This is a genomic window from Tumidithrix helvetica PCC 7403, assembly GCF_965232925.1.
Classification (GTDB): domain Bacteria; phylum Cyanobacteriota; class Cyanobacteriia; order Pseudanabaenales; family Pseudanabaenaceae; genus Tumidithrix; species Tumidithrix helvetica.
The window spans coordinates 91,440-110,431 of sequence record NZ_CBDDRA010000012.1 but is presented as its reverse complement, the minus strand read 5'-3'; the positions used below and the strand labels follow the sequence as shown (position 1 = coordinate 110,431).

Below are 18,992 nucleotides of genomic sequence, written 5' to 3'. Positions count from 1 at the left end.
TATTCAACTAAAGAGGTAATTATGACAAAAACTGTTGATTCTTCAAAGGTCGTAGTAGAAAATGCGCCGTCCGCATCTCCACAAATACTCAAAAAACCACCTCAACGGCGTTGGTTATGGATTTTAATGGGGACAGCGGCGATCGCAGGCATTGGCATCGGAATTTGGTACGGGTCACGTCCTAAGACCGATCGCTTGATTCAATTGAGCGGACGGATCGAAGGCTATGAAACCGATGTTAGCACCAAGGGCGCTGGGCGCGTCGAAGAAGTGACTGTGCGAGAGGGAACCATGGTTAAAAAAGGACAATTGCTAGTGCGTTTAAGTGACGACGAAGTGCGAGCGGAACTGCAAGCTGCCACTTCACAGGTCGATGCCGCCAAGCAACGAGAAGTCAGCGCGCGTTTACAAATCTCGGCAGCAGAAGCTCAAGTCGAAGATGCTCGACTAAATTTACAGCAATCTGAGGGTGACACTCAAGGAAAAGTCACAGAAGCTGACGGGATCGTCGCAACGGCACAGGCAATTCTCGAACAAGAACAGGCAAGAGTTGGAGAAGCAAGAGCACTGCTCGAGCAGGCAAGAGTCGATCGCGATCGCTATTTCAATCTCGCGTCTCAAGGGGCTGAGACGCGACAGCGCTATGACTTGGCAAAAACGACATTCAACGTTGCCGAGGCAGGGCTTCAAAGTCGCCTAGCCGCAGTGAAAGCCGCCAGTCAAGCCATCCAAATTGCTCGGGGAAAATTGACGCAAGCCCAAACATCAAGCCTCAATCCTAATCGCCAAGAAACGAATGTTAGTCGCTTCCGAACTCAGTTAGCCCAAGCCCAAGCTACGCTTGTTGCTGCCCAAGCCGATGTTCAAACTGCTGAAGCCAATCGCCAACTGATTCAAACCCGTCTGAATAATCTTACGGTCAATAGTCCAATCGATGGGGTTGTGACGATGCGCAGTGTAGAAACAGGCACAGTAGTTTTGCCCAGTCGTCCTCTGCTCCGTATTGTGGATCTAAATCAAGTCTATATGCGCGGCTTTATTCCCGGAGGAGACATCGGTCGAATTTGGGTTGGAGGATCTGCGAGGGTCTATCTGGATAACGATCCAGACCGTCAACATCCCTTAAAAGCAACGATTGTTGCGATCGATGCAAAAGCATCCTTTACACCAGAAAATGTCTACTTTCAGAAAGATCGAGTGGAACAGGTGTTTGGCGTGAAACTGAGTCTAGAGCAACCCAATGGATTTGCTAAACCGGGAATGCCTGCGGATGCAGAGATTATCTTAGATCGAAGATAGTTCTTTGGATGCGATCGCACGATCTATAACAATCCTAAACGAGTTGTAATTAACTTGTAGCGCAGGCATCTTGCCTGTACGTGCTGGAAGTTTTTTAGATGTATTGCGTTTTCAAGCTTTTTATTACGTTTAATTCAATTTATCTCGTAGTCAAGCAATTCACGCAGTAAATCAAACCATCGTCGCATAGAAGTATTACATAGGTTATCTATCAAGACCAAACTTGATGCGGCGATCGCCACATTTCGCTCAGTGTTTTGTCAAGAATTCTCGCAAGTATTCAGGAGTTATATGTCTAGATTGATGAACCAACAAATCCTGCTCAAAAATTATCCGATCGCAGAACCCCAAGAGAGCGATTTTGCTTTGGTCGAAACAGAACTTCCAGAATTGGGAGAATCAGAAATTCTTAACCGCACGATTTACTTGTCCCTTGACCCTTATATGCGAGGACGCATGAGCGATCGCGCCTCCTATGCAACACCAGCGGAGTTAGGCAAGGTCATGGTGGGTAGCACTGTCAGCCAAGTGGTGAAATCAAACCATCCCCAATTTTCAGTGGGAGATTTCGTTGTGGGCTATGACGGTTGGCAATCCTATGGAATTTCAAAAGGCGAAACCTTAAGAAAGCTTGACCCCAATCAAGTACCACTTTCCTATGCCCTAGGCATTACAGGAATGCCTGGAATGACAGCCTATTTTGCCTTGCTAGATATTGGCAAGCCCAAAGCAGGCGAAACAGTTGTGGTTTCTGCGGCCTCTGGGGCAGTGGGTGCGGTTGTGGGGCAAATTGCCAAAATCAAGGGCTGTCGGGCAGTGGGCATTGTTGGGAGTGAAGAGAAATGTAAATATGTCGTAGATGAACTGGGCTTTGATGCCTGCATTAATCGCAAAACTCAAGACCTAGGTGTCGCCTTGAAAGCTGCTTGCCCCAATGGTATTGATGTCTATGTCGATCATACGGCAGGACCAATTTTAGAAGCCGTGTTGCAACAGATCAATCTGGGAGCCAGAATTCCTTTGGTGGGTTTGATCTCTCAGTACAATGCCGAAAAACTACCTCCAGGACCTAACCTGATGCCGCTCTTGGTGAAACGAGCCTTGATTGAGGGGTTTCTCGTGGGCGATTACCAAGAGCGGCACGCTGAGTTTATCAAGGATGTATCCCAGTGGTTACTGGCAGGCAAGCTCAAGTACAAGGAAGATATCGTCAAAGGTCTAGAAGCCGCACCCAATGCGTTTATTGGTTTACTGCAAGGGAAGAACTTTGGCAAGCTCATCGTTCAGGTTAGTGACGATCCAACCAAGAAATGAATTATCCACCATCTAATTTAAGAGGTTTCCATCATGAATGACGAATCAATGGTCGCTCAAGGAACTGTTTCCAATCAAGCCGCCGCTGAAGCGCTACAAACGATCGCAGGGCAAAATCATTACGCAGGAGGTAATGCACTGTTAAGTGCCGAAGCCGAGGCAGGAGCCCAACTTGATAATCCTGCGATCGACCGACTTGTAGAGACAAAAACTGCCAGTAATGAAGCTACAGAAAACTCTACAGAGGCAGAGCAGTTTACCACAACTGGAAACTACCCCATAAACTTTGAGCATCTTAGCGATGCAGGAGACCTATCCCTAACCAATGATGTTCCGAGCGCCGAATAATCGATTCTGAGAATTCCATCATGCCCACTGCAACCGACTTCAAAGACTACTACACCATTCTGGGAGTCAGTAAAACTGCAACTTCTGAGGAAATTAAGCGGGCATATCGCAAACTTGCCCGAAAATACCATCCTGACGTAAATCCCGGCAATCCAGAAGCTGAGGCGAAATTTAAAGACATTAATGAAGCCAACGAAGTTGTCTCAAATCCCGAAACGCGCAAAAAGTATGACCAATTTGGACAGTACTGGAAGCAATCGGCGGAAGGTGTAGCTCCTCCTAGAGGAACGAACGAAAATGCCGCAGGATTTGAGCAGTATAGCGACTTTGATGATTTTATTAACGATTTACTGGGTGGTTTAGGCGGCAGAACCAAAGCAGGACGAACCTATCGCCGCACCTCCGATGGACAACCAGAGGACTTTGCGGGATTTCGCAGTCAAGCCCCAGCCCCTGATACGGAAGCAGCGATCGCACTCTCGTTATCAGAAGCCTTTCATGGCGTGCAAAAACGGTTGCAGTTGGACAATGAAGCCATGAACGTTCGCATTCCCGCAGGCGCTAAGCGGGGCAGTCGAATTCGGATTAAAGGAAAAGGTCGCCCCAGCCCTTTTTCTCAACAGCGAGGTGATTTATATCTCACGATCGAACTGTTTCCCCATCCCTTTTTTCAATTTTCTGGGGATAATCTGACCTGTGAAGTTCCTATTCGTCCCGACGAAGCTGTCTTAGGTACGCAAATTCAAGTACCAACACCAGAAGGTCGCGTGACCATGACCGTTCCTAAAGGGGTGCGCTCTGGGCAATCGCTGCGGCTACGCGGCAAAGGTTGGATATTACCGAAAGGCGATCGCACCGATCTGATTGTGAAGCTTCAGATCGTGTCTCCGCAAGAGTTGAGTGATATCGAGCGCGATTGCTACGAAAAGATTCAGTCCAATAGCAGTTTTAACCCACGTTCTGCCATAGCGGAGGTGACATTATGAGCGAGTTTAGCCTTTCCTGTACAGTTGTCTCCCAAGAAGGCGATCGCCTTTATACTTTTGAATATGCCGCTTTGGTGACGGAAACCTCAACGATGACGATCGAGCAATACGTGCAGGTGGGATTGATCGAACCCATTGGCTCCATGCTGCACTCGCGGGAAATTGCGCGTATCGCTCAAGTCCAACGGTTGCGACGAGATTTAGGACTCAATCTTGTTGGCGCAATCATGGTTCTAGATATGGCTCAGGAAATCGCCCAACTTCGGGCAAGGCTTACCGCCTTACAGTCATGATTTGCCAAATCATGACTGTAAGGCGAATTTTGATGGCGATCTCATTTCAAGAACAATACTTCTCTTCCATTTGCGACCATACCATAGCAACTTGAATGTAAATTAGGAGCACTCAACAAATAGGTAAATGCTTGGGAAATTCCTACCGTAACGTCAAGTCTTGCTGGTTTTGATTCGATTACCAAAATCCAAAAACTATCTTGGATTACTAAAATCAGTAGATCGAAAATATAGAACGCAAATACATCAAAGAAAGGGTAGGCTTAGGCTAGAAGAGTTGAATTAAAGCCATGAGCGCCTACCCATCTTCATTATCCCCTGTTCCAGCTTTAAATGACGAAATGACCCTGCAAGCAGCAGTACAATGCCTAACCCAGAATCTACCCATCGAGATGGAAGGGGGATACAGTCCCCAAGAACTATTTGAAACCCTATTTTGAGCAGCTAGTCGAGGAGATAGCATCGAACACACAGCAAAGTGTTTGGAGGGATTGCCCACAGGTAATGGGATTCGATACCACCTGAATAAACTTGTTGACATGACAACCTTGGAAAAGCAACTAAATCAAGCTTTACAGAGTCAGATACCCCCTAAGGTAAGAAAAGGGACGCATCGCATTGCCATCGACCTAAACTTGCTACCCTACTACGGCAAGGCCAGTGAGGCGGAAGACCCTTATATTTATCGATTTCAAGCCAAATCTGGTACTACCTCTTTCTTTGCCTACGCCACCCTCTATGTGATTAGCCATAATCAACGGGTGACCTTGGGAATTCATGCTGTGTCTCGTCGTGAAACTTTGGTTGCTACAGCCACCTATCTGTGCAAATCGCCCATGATTGGCAAAAAAAGACACACCAATCCTCTGGAAGGGAAAAAACTAATTAAAAAGCTGAAAATTAGGATCGCTTAACCGATGGGAAATCTGACAAATTTCTTGAGCAAAGGGGAAAAAAGCTGAAAGTTGCACTAGTACACGCCTGACAGAAACCTTGACATTTAATAGCTATTTTCAAGATTGGGTCTTGTCTCATGTAATTACTGTCCAACGCATCTTCATACCCATTCGCTAGATGTAAAACTCTTTGTAAAACTAGCTGTTCCATACTGTGCGTGATTTTGTTGGGGTCGCGTTTATCGACTATCCGTTCTGCCATTCCTGCAATTATTTTGACCCTTTCCTCTGCTTGCCTGGTTAGCAGTATCCCTCCATCTGTACTCAGTTGTTGCTCGGAAAACTTTACTTCTAATCGTTTTTCTTGATAAAAATTGAACTCTGGTTCCAAAAAACACGCTGTCATGAGAAAATATTACCATTAATATTCTGGAGAGCCTAATTCTACTCAGTTTTAGGCTCTTTTTTTTCTCCACTTTCTCTTCCTGATAAATTATTCAGGATCACCCAACTGTTAAGGAAATATTCCATGCGATCGACAGAAGTGCTGAGTCCGCTTAAGGCTCCTGTGCTTTTAGCCTCTGACATAGAGGAGGTTGCTAGCATTTTGAAGGATATTCAAGGACGGATTGAAAGAGAAGGGAAACGATTTTCTGGATGATGAGCCAAAAAGTGCTTCTGTCGCCTCTTCCGTAGTACCTTGAAACCGAAATCCCAAAAAAAATGTTTGAAGATGAGAATTGCCTGTTTAACGACGATAATATATACACATAGCCTTTCTTGCTGGTGCTCACTATGGTAAACACCGTTCCCCAACAGATCGCCCCTGATGGCTGGACTCCCCCCATGCCGCCCACAGATTTAATCTTTGATGACGGAGAACCCTTGGAAACCAATCAACATCGCGTGGCGATGAATGTGCTAATTCGCTCTTATCAGCAATATCGTGCCGATCGAAACGACTTTTATGTGGGGGGCAATATGTTCATCTACTACAGCAGCACCCAAGTCAAAAATCGAGATTTTAGAGGGCCAGACTTTTTTGTGGTGTTGGATGTTGATGGGCAGCGCGATCGCCAAGGTTGGGTGGTGTGGGAAGAGGGAGGGCGCTATCCAGATGTGATTGTCGAACTGATGTCTCCTAGTACTGCCAATGTAGATTTGGGGCTAAAAAAGCAGTTATACGATCGCGTCTTTAAGACCCAAGATTACTTTGTCTACAATCCCTTCGATCCTCAATCATTGTTGGGTTGGCATCGCAACAGTCTCTACCGTGAGATTAAACCTGATAGTCGGGGTTGGCTGTGGTGTGAAACCTTGGGCTTATGGTTAGGTACTTGGACAGGGACAATTGACCGAGAAACGGCAAATTGGTTGCGTTTTTACGACTCAACGGGAGCCTTAGTCCTGTTACCAGAAGAAGCAGCGCAGCAACGGGCTGAGGTAGCACAACAACAGGCTGAGGCAGCACGGCAACAAGCTGAGACAGATCGACTGAGGGCAGAACGATTGGCTTCTCGTCTGCGGGAATTGGGTGAAGATCCCGATTTACTGTGAAGGCGCGATCGCGATTCGGTGCAGTTAGGTTCGATAAAATCTAGTCATCTTTTTTACTGCCAAGATTGAGCGATGCAGCAGCAATTGATTAGTAATATTTTCTTGTATGCTCTACCTTCGCTCTATCGGCAAGGACAATTCGATCGCGCTACGCTTTACGAATCAGACATTACTCAACTTTTAAGGAAATATCCCATGCGATCGACAGAAGTGCTGAGTCCGCTTAAGGCTCCTGTGCTTTTAGCCTCTGACATAGAGGAGGTTGCTAGCATTTTGAAGGATATTCAAGGACGGATTGAAAGAGAAGGTAAACGATTTTCTGGATGATGAATGCAAATAATCCTGCTATAAGTAATTAAAGCAAAGCCTTTTACCTTAATCGTGCATGTACAGTAATGAACTAAACCCTGAACAAGGTGCGATCGCTGGTCATACTGAAGGCGCGATTTTAGTATTGGCTCCAGTTGGTACAGGCAAAACTCGTGTTTTAGCAGAGCGGGTTTTACGTGCGATCGATAAAGGCATCTCTCCTCAAAAAATTCTTTGCCTCACATTTACGAATCGTGCTGCTAAGGAAATGAGCGCTCGGCTATCTCAATACTGCCCAGATCAGGTACGCCATTTAACGATTAAGACTTTTCATGGTTTATGTGCTTCGTTACTAAGAGTTGAGGCGCGTCAGTTTGGCTTAGCAACAGATTTCGCTATCTATGACGATGCCGACTGTATTGAATTGGTCAAAGAGGTATTTGACTTAGCGGATGACCGAGAAGCTCAGAAATTATTTACTGAATTGACTAAATGTAAAACTCAGGCTAGCAATCGCCAATTATCCCTAGACTATCCACTAGAAGAGTTATATGCTTTGCTGGGCAAGGATTTAGCTAAATCTGCGGCTCGATATCAAATTATTCTCCAAAAACGTCATGCTTTAGATTTTGCCGATCTAGTGTTTTATGTACGGGCAATGTTAGAGCGCGAACCTGTGATTAGCCAACGTTGGGCAGATCGGTTTGATTTTGTGCAAGTTGACGAGGTTCAAGATACGCATCTTTCTGAATACGGCATTGTTAAACATTTCGCGGCAAAGAGTGGCAACCTTGCCATGATTGGAGATTTAGATCAGACAATCTATGAGTGGCGCGGATCTGAGCCAGAACAGGTAATCGCTCAATTTAAACAGGATTTTAAGCCTACGGAGTATTCGCTAACTTGGAATTATCGGGCAACGCAGACTCTTTTAAATGCTGCTTCTGGATTTGCAGACTCCTTTGAACATCGACAAACAACAATTTCGCCATCACCAAATTGTGAATTAGGTGAGTTGATTGAAGTTCATTTGGCTGAAGATGAACGCGCAGAAGCGGAGTGGATTGGCACGCAAATTCGGAAGTTAGCAGGCGATCGCAAAGATTTTTCTTACAGTCGAGTGGCTGTACTTGCCCGTAATCATAAGCGAACAGAGGTTGTGAGTCAGGCACTACAGCGTATGGAGATTCCTTGCGTCACTGTGGAAAGATTTCAATTTTTTATGAGGCAAGAAGTCAAAGATGCTCTTGCATACTTGCGCCTAGTTTTGAATCCCTTTGATGTTGGTTCGATGCGTCGGATGTTGCTACGTCCAAGTCGTGGGATTGGTGAAGTCACTATTAAAGCTGTGGTTGAATCGGGCAAGGACTGTGGTTTCAGTTTGACAGATATGGCATCGAGCCGAACCTTTATTGATGGCGATCCGTTTAGCGAACTATTGAAAGCCTATTCTGAACATACGATTATTGTTTTTGATGTAGAGACAACAGGGTTCTCAGTCAGTCAAGATGAGGTTGTGGAAATTGCGGCAATTCGTTTGGTTGCAGGGCAAGCACAAGCTGAATTTCATGCTTACATTGCTAATACAGTAAGCGTGGGCGACTCAGAACGGATACATGGACATAGTGATCGCTTTCTCTCCGAACATGGTAGACCCGCTAAAGATGTTTTCCATGAGTTTTTTGCGTTTGTTGGCGATGCCATGCTGGTTGGGCATAACGTCAGTTTTGATATCAAGATGGTGACTGCTCAAGCTCAAAAAGCTGGGATTACTCCGCCAAAACTGAAATGGGAAGACACGCTAGAACTAGCACATCGTTTTATCAAGTCGGAACGCTACAGCCTTGAAGCTTTGTCGGAACAGTTGAAGCTTGTAAACCTTCCAACGCACAAAGCAATGGATGATGTGCGAACCACGATTGAGTTGTTAGCTGTGCTAATACCTCTTGTCAGTCGTAAAGCTGATTATCGTCAGGCTTTGGTATACCGCTATGGTGAGGAGTTTGAAGGACTAGCTAAACAGATGGATGACTGGCGTGATGCAAGCCAAGCGTCGCGTCCTGTTGAACTATTATATAAGTTGATTATGGAATCTGAACTTTATAGTTATTATCAAGGGCAAAAGAACCGCGAGCAAAACCTTGTCGAGCTTGTAAGGTTTTTTAAGAAACACGACGATCTCAATTTGCATCCTGACACGTCTTTACGCAATCTTCTTGAATTTACAGCACTTGCTAAAAATTTAGATCAAGTTGCTCAAGATGACAACCAAGTTCCGATCATTACGGTTCATCAGTCAAAAGGATTGGAGTTTGATAGTGTTTTTATAGCAGGTGCTACTGAGGATGAGTTTCCTACTTATTTTAGTGTGAGAGACAATAAACTAGAGGAAGAAAAGCGACTATTTTATGTTGCAATGACGAGGGCAAAGCAAAGATTGTTTATATCGGCTTCTTCTAAAGGTTTTAGGGGCTACTTGAAATCTCGTAGCGAATTTATCAACGAAATACCTGAGAAATATATCAATGAGTAATCAAACGCCAATATATCGTTGTTTTCATCCTCTTGTTGCAGATGCGTATACTACTGTACATCAATGGATTGAGAGTACTAATAAGGCAAATAGATACAAGAAATTGGATCCTAGGAAAAAATCTGAGTCATGGTCTACCATCTTACGAGGGGAGAGTTTAGATCATGTTGCTTATCAATACTACCGTCTTTTCCCAGCACATTATTTTAAGGCTTCGCATCTTCTCGAAAGTATTATTGGAGAAGATAATTTGATTGGTTGGCTAAAACACAAACAAAGAATCTGTGTTCTGGATATTGGATGTGGCGCTGGAGCGGGAACTGCTGCATTTATAGAAGCGGTTCTTGTTTTAATAGAAACGGGTAAGCTTAACAAGAATATTGATATTTTTACTCTTGGTGTAGATCCAAATAAATTTTCGATTCTCCTTTATAAAAAACTTCTTGAAAAGCTTAAGCTAGAATCTTCTAGCTTAATAAATTTAGACTTTGCATATATAAAAAATGGATTTCCTGAAGCCACTCTTGACATTATTCAACATCTCAAAAAAGAACGTGAGTCTTCTCAAAAACCATGTCTTTCAAATATTCTAGTGATTCAATTAAATGTTATTTCTCCATTAAGTCAGATTTTTAGAACTCAAGAAAATGATTATAATGCTCTACTAGAACTTGATCCCGAGATAGGCACATTTCTCGTTGAAAGCCCTGAAAGATTTGGCACTGCTGAAGCGCAAGCTTACAGACAGATGATTGAAGATGTCCCAGTCGATGCAATGCATATCCTAACTGTTGCTACAACAAATCAGGAAAGTGAGGTGCAAGATGATACTGATAGTCAAATAACTTTAGAGGAGAGAGTTAATGAAATGATGTCTACTCTGTATGAAGTTGTAGGACAACGTCATGTTATCGAGCAGCTTAGTTGTTGTAGACATGAAATTTATTTTGAGAACCCTCAAGGTAGTTATTGGAAAGAAACTAGAAAAATAGACAAAACTGATAACCCCAAAACATTTTATGCTTATTTTCAAAGAATAATTAGTTCTAACCTGCCAGATGATAAAGATTGGAACGATGTTATTAGTTTCGATAATCTTAAGTTGGCTTGGGCAAGAGCAAGAAACAATTTTTTAAGAGAAGCGCTGTGTGATGAAACTGAAATGCGCTTGTTTGAGATGCATCTTGACGTAAGACTGAGTGGATTGCGAGAGCAATTATGTGCTTATGCCAATGATGTTGCTTTGAAAGATGATGCGATCGCTTACAAAGTACCCAAGAATATGACTGTTTCTCGCCCCAAAGGTCTTTCACGGATCGAAGAGGAGATTTTGTCAGTAGCAGTTATTCAAAAATTAGGAGATAAAGCATCTCAATTAAGAGGCAGTAGTTATGCATATAGAATATCTGGAAACCATAAAAGTAGAGAGACAGAATATTTGTATGAATATTGGTTTCAAGCTTACTGTTTCTATATGACAAAAGCGCGAGACAGTGCTAGAAACTATGCTAATGGGGCAATTCTTCGTCTAGATATTGAATCGTTTTACACAAAAATCATCCAGAGTAAAATTTGTGATGAGGTCGCTAGAGAACTATCAGTTAGTCAACGAGTAAGTTGGCTGATTCGATTACTCCTATCTAAAGAAATTGATGGACATGTGTTGGGGCAAGGTATAACACAAGGAAGTATTGGATCAGGCTTTTATGCAAATCTCTATTTGACTGCAATTGATACAAAATTCGGAGTTGGGAATCCATGGGGAGTTGAGTTTCATCGCTATGTAGATGATATGATTCTCGTTATTCCAAATCCAGCAGACATTGATGAGATTGAGAATGTTCTTAAAGAAGAATTGCAAAAAATAGGGCTAAACCTTAATGAGCAGAAAACAGAAAAGATTTATGAAGTATCTTCATTTCTAAAACAGGTTGATGAAGATGAGTGCTTAGAAAAATTAAGTAAGCGTTTTGATAGCATTGTAAGTCCTCTCTGGATATTGGATTCAGAACATCGTGCTGTTTTTGCCAGCTCGTATCATAATGATGAACTTTGGTGGTACAACATTAAATGCTATCAGCAATGTTTAAGAGCAATAAGAATTTATATAGATAAGCCAGAACTCAGCCGCAAGGTATTTAAGTATCTGTTTAACTCAAAAAGCCGAGATAGAGATTTAGCGACACAGAAAGAAGTTTTGGGGCTAGAGGGTGAACTGAAGTCTACGAAACCACCAAACAGTGACTCTTTTGAAGAGTTTATGCAATGGGCAGCTTCCTTTACTAGTTCTAATAATGTTTGGAATGATAATAGAAATGAACTATGTAGAGAGTTAGTTAACCTATTCCAAAATAGTTGGCAAGAACTTCGTAAACCAGATATTGGTTCACCAGAGATTCGCAAGTTTCAACGATATATTCGCTTTGCACTTTTTAGGTTATCTATTTTGGGTCTCAATGATATTATTCCGACTCTTATAGAAATCTTGCGCGAAGCATTTTGGATTATTCGCGATCCTATCAATGTATTGGAAAGTATCGCACGACAAGGATTTCTTGCTGAAATTAGAGGTTTACTTGCGTATTATCAGAACTTTGCCCAACCTGTTGAATATCTTAAAGCAATCACAATAAGGGCAATGCGCTTTTTACCTAATATTGATGCTCAAGAATGGGAGATAATTGTTGAATTTTCCACAATCTCAGATGGTTCAATCAGTATTGCTGAAAGGCTCATGGCAACTGAGACTTGGCTATATTTTGGGCATAAGTATAATGACTTTAAGCAAAGCCGTCATATGGAGTCAGTGAAAAATGCTCTCCGATGGGAGCCATCTCCGCCAAGTAGATTAGAAAAAAACTATCTCCTTATTTTGGGGCAGTTTGAACCTAATGCTGTACAAGAGTTCTCTGTTAACGTAAACGACCCTATGCTAGTAGATGCAAGAGATCTAGCTCTTCAAGGTGACCCCTCTGCCCTATTCGACTTACCAGAACTTAAAATCCTTCGAGAAAATTATTACAGCGGTCAGAGTCCAACAGATACTGGAGGCGATGGATCACCATAACGATGAAATTAAGATTCGGTAGTGCTAGGCAACCTCACTAACAAAGGAGAATGAATCATGCATATTGAAGATTATTTTCTATTTCTATCACCCGAAGACATTCGGTTAAAAGGAACGCGCATCGGCATCGAAACTATCTTGTATGAATATATCTACCGCGCCCGTACAGCCGAGGAGATCGCGGGAATTTATCCTTCCCTGCAACTAGAGCAAGTTTACGCCACGATTTTGTACTATTTGGCAAACAAACAACAGGTAACTGCTTATTTAGAAGATTGGATGGCATGGAGCGAACAGATGTTGGAAGAACAACGCCAAAATCCCGATCCACTCATTCAAAAACTCACCAAACTGAAAGCAGAACGCAAAGCACAAAGAACAGATGAGCTTACAGTCGCTATGCATAGCCATGCGCTAACCTATCGACAAAACTAAGGTTGCTATAATGTTTTTAGTCGAGCATCAATAAAGGAACAAAAGCAATGGTGCAGAGCTTTGACAGCAACTATAAGTCTCAAAACATAGATGCTTTAGATACAGAGCTTTTTCGAGCGATCGCGATCATGCCTAAAGAGATAAAAGTCGCGGTTTTAGATTATGCAGAATATCTCATCAACAAACATACGCAAAGTAATTCCCACGCTATTATTCAGACGCAAACCCCTACCAAAAAACGTCAGGCAGGATTACTAAAAGGTAAAATTTGGATGGCTGATGACTTTGATGCGCCACTAGAAGACATGAAGGACTATATGTAAATGTTGCTAGATACGCATACCTTACTGTGGTTTTTGAATGATGACACCAAGTTAATTCCAAATATCAAGCAGAAAATTGAACAGGCTAGTAATGCCTACGTAAGCATTATTTCCATTTGGGAGATTGCCATTAAAATTGGAATTGGCAAACTTAACGTGGAGTTTGAATTTCAAGATTTACCAGAAATATTATTGCAGCTAGATATTGAAACGTTGCCAATCACTTTTGAGGATACCAAAATTTATTTGGAATTGCCTTTTCATCATCGCGATCCTTTCGATCGAATGTTAATTGCTCAAGCAATACATCGCAATTTCTTGATAGTCAGTTGTGATGAAGTGTTTGACAAATATCTAGTACAAAGAATTTGGGATAGAGAAGGAATAATTCTAGGTTGATTTTCATAAATGAATATATCTATCGCGCCCGCACAGCCGAGGAAATCGCAGGGATTTATCCTTCTTTGCAACTAGAGCAAGTTTACGCCACGATTTTGTATTATCTGGCAAATAAACAACAGGTAACTGCTTATTTAGAAGATTGGATGGCATGGAGCGAACAAACGATAGAAGAACAACGCCAAAATCCCGATCCACTCATTCAAAAACTCACCAAACTGAAAGCAGAACGCAAAGCCCAAAGAACAGATGAGCTTACAGTACTTAATTGCTACCAATTTCTATAATTACTTCTCCTTGTTCCAATTGCTTTAAAGCCTCTAGCAAAGTAGTGCTGAGAAGCTTTCGCAAATTACGATTAGTAACATTGCCGCAAGTTAGCCATAAAATTTTAGGAGGCGCTCCTAGACGGCAAACCAAGTCAATGAAATCACTATCCTTCGTCATAATTATCGCATTTGCTAATTTTGCTGCTTCAAAGATTTCAATATCCTTGGCATCTCGGAGTGATAACTCCTTCAAAGATGTAGCTTCTATGCCAAAACTATTCGTTATCCAATCTGCCAGAGTTGGAGGCAACTGAGCATCAATCCAGATTTTCATGCAGTCAGTCTAGGGAAATCAGTACGTCGTGCTGCAAAAACTAAGCAAGCTTGAATATCTGCAAGTTCCAAATCGGGGAAATCCTCTAGAATCTCAGAAGTACTAACATTTTCAGCTAGCATTTCCAAAATATCCGCCACACGAATTCGCATTCCCCGAATGCAAGGGCGACCGCCACATTGTCCAGCGGTTTGGGTGATACGGTTTAGTAGGCTATTTTTTAAGTTCATAAGATTTTTAATTCAAATAGCACTATCTTTATATCCTTTAACCTTGAGAGTAGGAATAATTCTAGGTTAATCGCCATACATGGAATTAACCTAGAAAATCATTGCCTCAAAAAGTTGCGAAGACGATTAAATTGCCATCGCTGCCAAATTCATTGCTAAGGCTTCGCGCAGACTGCGGACTACCGCAATCATAGAAATTTCATCGGTGAGTTGATTCACGGCTGAGCCAACGCCAACACCTGATGCCCCACTAGCGATCGCCATTGGAGCAGTCACATTCGACAAACCTGATGCACAGAGCACGGGTACAGAAACCGCACGACTGATGGCATAGGCAGCCGCTAAGGTCGGTGTTGCCTTTTCGATGAGTCCTAGTGTGCCGCTATGGGTTGGAGCGCTGCTCGTGCCGCCTTCGGTTTGAATGATGTCAGCGCCACAGGCAACCAACTGTTCGGCAAGGCTAACTTGCTGGTCTAGGGGTAACGTGTGGGGCACGGTTACAGACAGGGCAATATTGGGAAGCAAAGCTCTGGTTTGCTTGGTTAGCTCGATGACTTCATCGGCGGTAAATAAGCGACCCTGTGGGTAAAAACTGTCATAGTTACCTAGCTCGACCAGATCGGCTCCTACGGCAACGGCAGCAGCTAAGGCAGCGGAATCGACCGCAGACACGCATACAGGTAAATCGCCGTAGGTTTTCGCAATATTAACAAGATTGGCATCAGCGGCAATATCGACAAACGTGGCATCCCCATAGGTAGCCGCTTGCGTCACCATCCGCACCGATGTCGGATCGAAATTTTGTAGTCCGCTAATAATTTTTAAGGCACTACGATTCTTAAAAGCATGAGACAGAGCAAGGGGTAAACGGTTCACACTAGTCATAAATTTTGCTGCTCGACTGTTTTCTTTCATTACACTCTCGATATTTTAGTGGGTTTGCAACCGTTTTTCGGTATATTGCGGTATGTAGATTTTGAGATTTAAGGCAGGTTTTATGTGGGCGATCGCAAAGCAAAGACTACAGCAACACCAAAGAACTAATTCTCAACCTCCCTCCAAACCCAGATCGAATTGGCAAAAACTGTTCTCGCTAGCCTTTGCGATCGCGTTGTGTTTCTATTTGACAGCCTGTGGTGGTGACAAACCCAGTAATGTCAAAAAGTCCACAGTGCAGGGCGCAGGGGTGACAGAAGTATCACCGCCGATTGAAATTCAGCGACTCAGCCGATTTTTAGATCGCTATGAGCCACAGGTGGCGATCGTTAGCCCCAAACCCGATACCGTTCTGGACAGCACCACAGTAACGGTTAAGTTTGATGTCAAAGATTTACCCATTTTTAAAAATGCGACGTTTGGCATGGGTCCCCACGTTCATGTCGCGCTTGATGGTCAAGAATACAAAGCCTTGTATGACCTAAACCAAGCAGTTACCTTCGAGAATCTTCTCCCTGGAACCCATACAATTCGTGCCTTTGCCTCGCGCCCATGGCATGAAAGTTTTAAAAATGAGGGAGCCTATACCCAAACCACTTTTCACGTTTTCACCAAGACTGGCGAAAACACACCCAGCCCTCAAGTACCTCTGCTGACCTATAGCCGCCCCGTTGGGACTTACGGTGCAGAGCCAATTATGTTGGACTTTTACTTGAGAAATGCCCCACTGCATTTGGTGGCTCTAGAGGACGACACTGTTTCAGATTGGCAAATTCGTGCCACCCTCAACGGTCAGAGCTTTACCTTTGACCAGTGGCAACCGATTTACCTCAAGGGCTTTAAACCAGGCAAGAACTGGGTAAAGTTAGAACTCTTAGACAGCACGGGTAAACTGATCCCCAATGCGTTTAATAGCTCTGCCCATGCGATCGACTATCAACCCAATGGCTCAGATACTTTAGCCAGATTGATGCGCGGCGAAGCGATCGCCAGTATCGAAAAAATTGTCGATCCAAACTACGTGCCCCCTGCTCCCCCTGTTGAGCCTGCGATCGTACCACCTGTGGTCGTGCCAGTAGTTCCAGCGATCGAGCCCTCCGTTGCGCCAGCACCCGCTAGCACCCCAGAGCCCAAAGCTGAAGTTAAGTCTGAAGCTAAGCCAGAGCCTAAAGCCGAAGTGAAACCAGAGCCTAAAGCCGAAGTGAAACCAGAGCCTAAAGCCGAAGTGAAACCAGAGCCTAAAGCTGAAGTTAAGCCAGAACCCAAGCTAGAACCTAAAGCTGAACCTAAGGCTGAAGTGAAACCAGAACCTGCTCCATCACCAACGAGTGAGCCAGTTGTCGTTCCTCCTGTGGTTGTACCACCCGTGGTAACTCCTGCACCTAGCGACAAGCTAAAGGAACCTGAGGTGAAAAAGCCTGAGGCGAAAAAGCGTAGATTTATTCCTTCTTTCTCTTCGCCTAAACAAGCCCCAACTGCAACAGACTTCAAAAAAGCGATCGAGAGCAAGGAAGTTCCTGTTTCTAAGCCTCAACTACCTATTGTCAAGAAAGAACCGATTGCTAAGCCGCAGCCACCTGTTGTCAAGGATGAGCCCAAAGCGGACTCTAAAGTCGATCTGAAATCTGAGACAAAGGTTGAGCCTAAAGTTGAGCCCAAAAAGGTCGAACCAAAGGTTGAACCCCAAGCCGAGCCAAAAGCTGAGTCTAAGCAGGCTCCAAAGCAAGAAGTTAAGGTAAAGGAAGCTCCCGTCGTCCAACCTTCTCTCACAGCAAGTCCAACCTCAAAGCCCTCGTTCTTTGACAGATTTAGACCCAAAGAAGCTCCTAAAGTAGTGGAACCCAAGAAGCCAGAATCTCCTGTTTCTAAGCCTCAACCATCGGCTGTAAAGGATGAACCCAAGGTTGAACCCACACAGGCTCCTAAAGCAGTTAAGGCAAAGGAGTCACCAGTTGTCCAGCCTTCTCCTTCGGCAAGCCCTTCTCACAAGCAATCCATTTTAGAAAAATATAGTAAAAAGGAGAATACCCAGCCCGTACAACCTAAACCTTACCTAGCTCCACCTCAGCAGGTTCAGCAACCTATCTCTAAATTTGTGCCTTTACAAGAGAAGCTCAAACAACAAAAGGAAGAGGCAGAGAAGCCTTCTGAAGATCTCGCACCCAGCATTTCTGGAACCTCTAAACCAATAAAACTACGCTAGTCGAGCTGAGAGGATACTTAAAAGTCCTCACTATTTTCAAAACTAGTATCTGAATTCCCTAGTCCCCCTTTGATAAGGGGGATTTTTAGGTGAATAAGTAAAAGGTCGATCCCCATTCACGTTAAGTAATTACCTCTTATCATGCTCGATGCTACGTTTCAAACAAGGTTAACCGATTCAGCGCCTGACCTGTTGGGCTTGCTCGATCGCTTCGATCGAGCTCGTATTTTAGTGATCGGCGACCTCACCCTCGATGAATTTCTCACAGGACAAGTGGAGCGGATCTCTCGTGAAGCCCCCGTGCTAATCATTCGTCATGAGGGAACCAAGCAGGTTCCGGGCGGCGGAGCCAATGCCGTGTATAACTTAGCGAAACTCGGCGCAAAAGTGTTCGCTGTGGGTTTGGTGGGTGACGACCTTCAGGGTGTAGCGTTGCGCGGTATTTTTGAGGATGCAGGAATTGATACATCGGGAGTGATTGTCGATCGATCGCGCCCAACGGTTACCAAAACCCGCGTCTCTGGTCATGCCCGCCAGTCTGTCACGCAGCAAATTGTGCGCATCGATCGCAAGTCCGATCTTCCACCCAGTGAGGAAATTCAAGCCCTATTGGTAGAAGCGATCGCTTCTCGCTTACCAGAAGTTGACGCTGTAGTTTGTTCGGATTATGGTGAAGGCGTGATGACAGGCTCAGTAATTGCAGCAGCGTTAAAGCACGCTCTTGTCGTCGTAGATGCGCAAAAAGATCTCGATCGCTATCAAGGTGCAACCATTTTTACCCCAAATCTTCCCGAAGCCGAACTTGCCGTCGGTTATGACATCAAAGAGAATCTATCAACGGCAGCTAGAGATTTGCTGGGGCTCACCCATGCCAAACAGGTTCTAATTACACGCGGCGAAGAGGGCATGAGTCTATTTTGCCAAGAGGGAACGAGAGAAGATGTGCCAGCTTTCAATCGCACGCAGGTGTTTGATGTTACTGGTGCAGGCGATACGGTTGTAGCAGCCTTGACATTGGCTTTGGTCGGTGGTGGCTCGTTTTGGCAAGCTACGGTTTTAGGGAATTTAGCGGCAAGCATTGTGGTGCGACAGTTTGGTACGACCACAACCAATACCCATGAAATGCAAACGGCATTGGAAAATCTGATCTCTGTTCAATAAATCACATGATTTATATTCTGCATAGACAAATCGCTTAAACTTCTCAAATAGACGCTTACTCCCCTTCTCCTGCGAGGAGAAGGGGGTGGGGGAAGAGGTC

22 protein-coding genes are annotated in these 18,992 nt (G+C 44.0%); 17 read left to right on the top strand and 5 right to left on the bottom strand.

The window, feature by feature from the left end; translation table 11 throughout:
- The first annotated feature begins 21 nt into the window (after positions 1–21).
- From ACP2WE_RS12885 to ACP2WE_RS12855, 7 genes are all read left to right on the top strand, one after another.
- Positions 22–1,299 carry an HlyD family secretion protein gene (locus ACP2WE_RS12885; RefSeq protein WP_425215959.1) on the top strand — a complete coding sequence of 426 codons (1,278 nt, stop codon included), beginning with the start codon at positions 22–24 and terminating at the stop codon, positions 1,297–1,299.
- 291 nt (positions 1,300–1,590) lie between these two features.
- Positions 1,591–2,613, top strand: coding sequence for an NADPH-dependent curcumin/dihydrocurcumin reductase (gene curA / locus ACP2WE_RS12880; RefSeq protein WP_425215958.1), 1,023 nt, complete (start codon positions 1,591–1,593; stop codon positions 2,611–2,613).
- 33 nt (positions 2,614–2,646) lie between these two features.
- Positions 2,647–2,961, top strand: coding sequence for a hypothetical protein (locus ACP2WE_RS12875; protein WP_425215957.1), 315 nt, complete (start codon positions 2,647–2,649; stop codon positions 2,959–2,961).
- Positions 2,962–2,981: 20 nt separating this feature from the next.
- Positions 2,982–3,947 carry a DnaJ C-terminal domain-containing protein gene (locus tag ACP2WE_RS12870; protein ID WP_425215956.1) on the top strand — a complete coding sequence of 322 codons (966 nt, stop codon included), beginning with the start codon at positions 2,982–2,984 and terminating at the stop codon, positions 3,945–3,947.
- Positions 3,944–4,240 carry a chaperone modulator CbpM gene (locus ACP2WE_RS12865; protein ID WP_425215955.1) on the top strand — a complete coding sequence of 99 codons (297 nt, stop codon included), beginning with the start codon at positions 3,944–3,946 and terminating at the stop codon, positions 4,238–4,240. Before ACP2WE_RS12870 ends, ACP2WE_RS12865 begins: the two co-directional genes overlap by 4 nt.
- A 290-nt stretch (positions 4,241–4,530) precedes the next feature.
- Positions 4,531–4,680, top strand: a complete 150-nt coding sequence (locus ACP2WE_RS12860) for a hypothetical protein (RefSeq protein ID WP_425215954.1) — start codon at positions 4,531–4,533, stop codon at positions 4,678–4,680.
- A 99-nt stretch (positions 4,681–4,779) separates the two neighbouring features.
- Positions 4,780–5,154: a hypothetical protein gene (locus tag ACP2WE_RS12855; protein ID WP_425215953.1), complete on the top strand. Its 375-nt coding sequence runs from the start codon at positions 4,780–4,782 to the stop codon at positions 5,152–5,154.
- Here ACP2WE_RS12855 and ACP2WE_RS12850 read toward each other — a convergent pair.
- Positions 5,141–5,542 carry a transposase gene (locus ACP2WE_RS12850; protein ID WP_425215952.1) on the bottom strand — a complete coding sequence of 134 codons (402 nt, stop codon included), beginning with the start codon at positions 5,540–5,542 and terminating at the stop codon, positions 5,141–5,143. The two genes, ACP2WE_RS12855 and ACP2WE_RS12850, sit on opposite strands and share 14 nt — an antisense overlap.
- Positions 5,543–5,580: 38 nt before the next feature.
- Positions 5,581–5,724, bottom strand: a complete 144-nt coding sequence (locus tag ACP2WE_RS12845; protein WP_425215951.1) for a hypothetical protein — start codon at positions 5,722–5,724, stop codon at positions 5,581–5,583.
- Positions 5,725–5,931: 207 nt separating this feature from the next.
- On the opposite strand from ACP2WE_RS12845, the gene ACP2WE_RS12840 reads away from it, so the two are divergent.
- From ACP2WE_RS12840 to ACP2WE_RS12805, 8 genes are all read left to right on the top strand, one after another.
- Positions 5,932–6,693 (top strand): Uma2 family endonuclease, encoded by a 762-nt coding sequence (locus ACP2WE_RS12840; protein ID WP_425215950.1) that lies wholly within the window; start codon positions 5,932–5,934, stop codon positions 6,691–6,693.
- A 72-nt stretch (positions 6,694–6,765) separates the two neighbouring features.
- Positions 6,766–7,020: a hypothetical protein gene (locus ACP2WE_RS12835; RefSeq protein ID WP_425215949.1), complete on the top strand. Its 255-nt coding sequence runs from the start codon at positions 6,766–6,768 to the stop codon at positions 7,018–7,020.
- A 58-nt stretch (positions 7,021–7,078) separates the two neighbouring features.
- Complete coding sequence (locus ACP2WE_RS12830; protein ID WP_425215948.1) at positions 7,079–9,535, top strand: 3'-5' exonuclease; 2,457 nt, start codon at positions 7,079–7,081, stop codon at positions 9,533–9,535.
- Positions 9,528–12,602, top strand: a complete 3,075-nt coding sequence (locus tag ACP2WE_RS12825; protein ID WP_425215947.1) for an RNA-directed DNA polymerase — start codon at positions 9,528–9,530, stop codon at positions 12,600–12,602. The genes ACP2WE_RS12830 and ACP2WE_RS12825 overlap by 8 nt, the downstream gene beginning before the upstream one ends.
- A gap of 57 nt (positions 12,603–12,659) precedes the next feature.
- Positions 12,660–13,037, top strand: a complete 378-nt coding sequence (locus tag ACP2WE_RS12820; protein WP_425215946.1) for a DUF433 domain-containing protein — start codon at positions 12,660–12,662, stop codon at positions 13,035–13,037.
- A gap of 47 nt (positions 13,038–13,084) precedes the next feature.
- Positions 13,085–13,360, top strand: coding sequence for a type II toxin-antitoxin system VapB family antitoxin (gene vapB, locus ACP2WE_RS12815; protein WP_425215945.1), 276 nt, complete (start codon positions 13,085–13,087; stop codon positions 13,358–13,360).
- Positions 13,361–13,759: a type II toxin-antitoxin system VapC family toxin gene (locus tag ACP2WE_RS12810; RefSeq protein WP_425215944.1), complete on the top strand. Its 399-nt coding sequence runs from the start codon at positions 13,361–13,363 to the stop codon at positions 13,757–13,759.
- Entirely contained in the window at positions 13,756–14,046 is a 291-nt protein-coding gene (locus ACP2WE_RS12805) for a DUF433 domain-containing protein (protein WP_425215943.1), read from the top strand. Before ACP2WE_RS12810 ends, ACP2WE_RS12805 begins: the two co-directional genes overlap by 4 nt.
- Here ACP2WE_RS12805 and ACP2WE_RS12800 read toward each other — a convergent pair.
- The 3 genes from ACP2WE_RS12800 to ACP2WE_RS12790 form a co-directional block, all read right to left on the bottom strand.
- Positions 14,024–14,362: a DUF5615 family PIN-like protein gene (locus ACP2WE_RS12800; RefSeq protein ID WP_425215942.1), complete on the bottom strand. Its 339-nt coding sequence runs from the start codon at positions 14,360–14,362 to the stop codon at positions 14,024–14,026. The genes ACP2WE_RS12805 and ACP2WE_RS12800 overlap by 23 nt on opposite strands.
- Complete coding sequence (locus ACP2WE_RS12795; protein ID WP_425215941.1) at positions 14,359–14,592, bottom strand: DUF433 domain-containing protein; 234 nt, start codon at positions 14,590–14,592, stop codon at positions 14,359–14,361. Before ACP2WE_RS12795 ends, ACP2WE_RS12800 begins: the two co-directional genes overlap by 4 nt.
- Positions 14,593–14,718: 126 nt before the next feature.
- Positions 14,719–15,477: a DUF561 domain-containing protein gene (locus ACP2WE_RS12790; protein ID WP_425215940.1), complete on the bottom strand. Its 759-nt coding sequence runs from the start codon at positions 15,475–15,477 to the stop codon at positions 14,719–14,721.
- A gap of 91 nt (positions 15,478–15,568) precedes the next feature.
- Here ACP2WE_RS12790 and ACP2WE_RS12785 point away from each other — a divergent pair, with 91 nt between their 5' ends.
- Together ACP2WE_RS12785 and ACP2WE_RS12780 are read left to right on the top strand one after the other, a co-directional pair.
- Positions 15,569–17,731 (top strand): PspC-like choline-binding domain-containing protein, encoded by a 2,163-nt coding sequence (locus ACP2WE_RS12785; RefSeq protein ID WP_425215939.1) that lies wholly within the window; start codon positions 15,569–15,571, stop codon positions 17,729–17,731.
- 141 nt (positions 17,732–17,872) lie between these two features.
- On the top strand, positions 17,873–18,892 hold the full coding sequence (locus ACP2WE_RS12780; RefSeq protein WP_425215938.1) for a bifunctional heptose 7-phosphate kinase/heptose 1-phosphate adenyltransferase: 1,020 nt from the start codon (positions 17,873–17,875) through the stop codon (positions 18,890–18,892).
- Positions 18,893–18,992 lie beyond the last annotated feature (100 nt).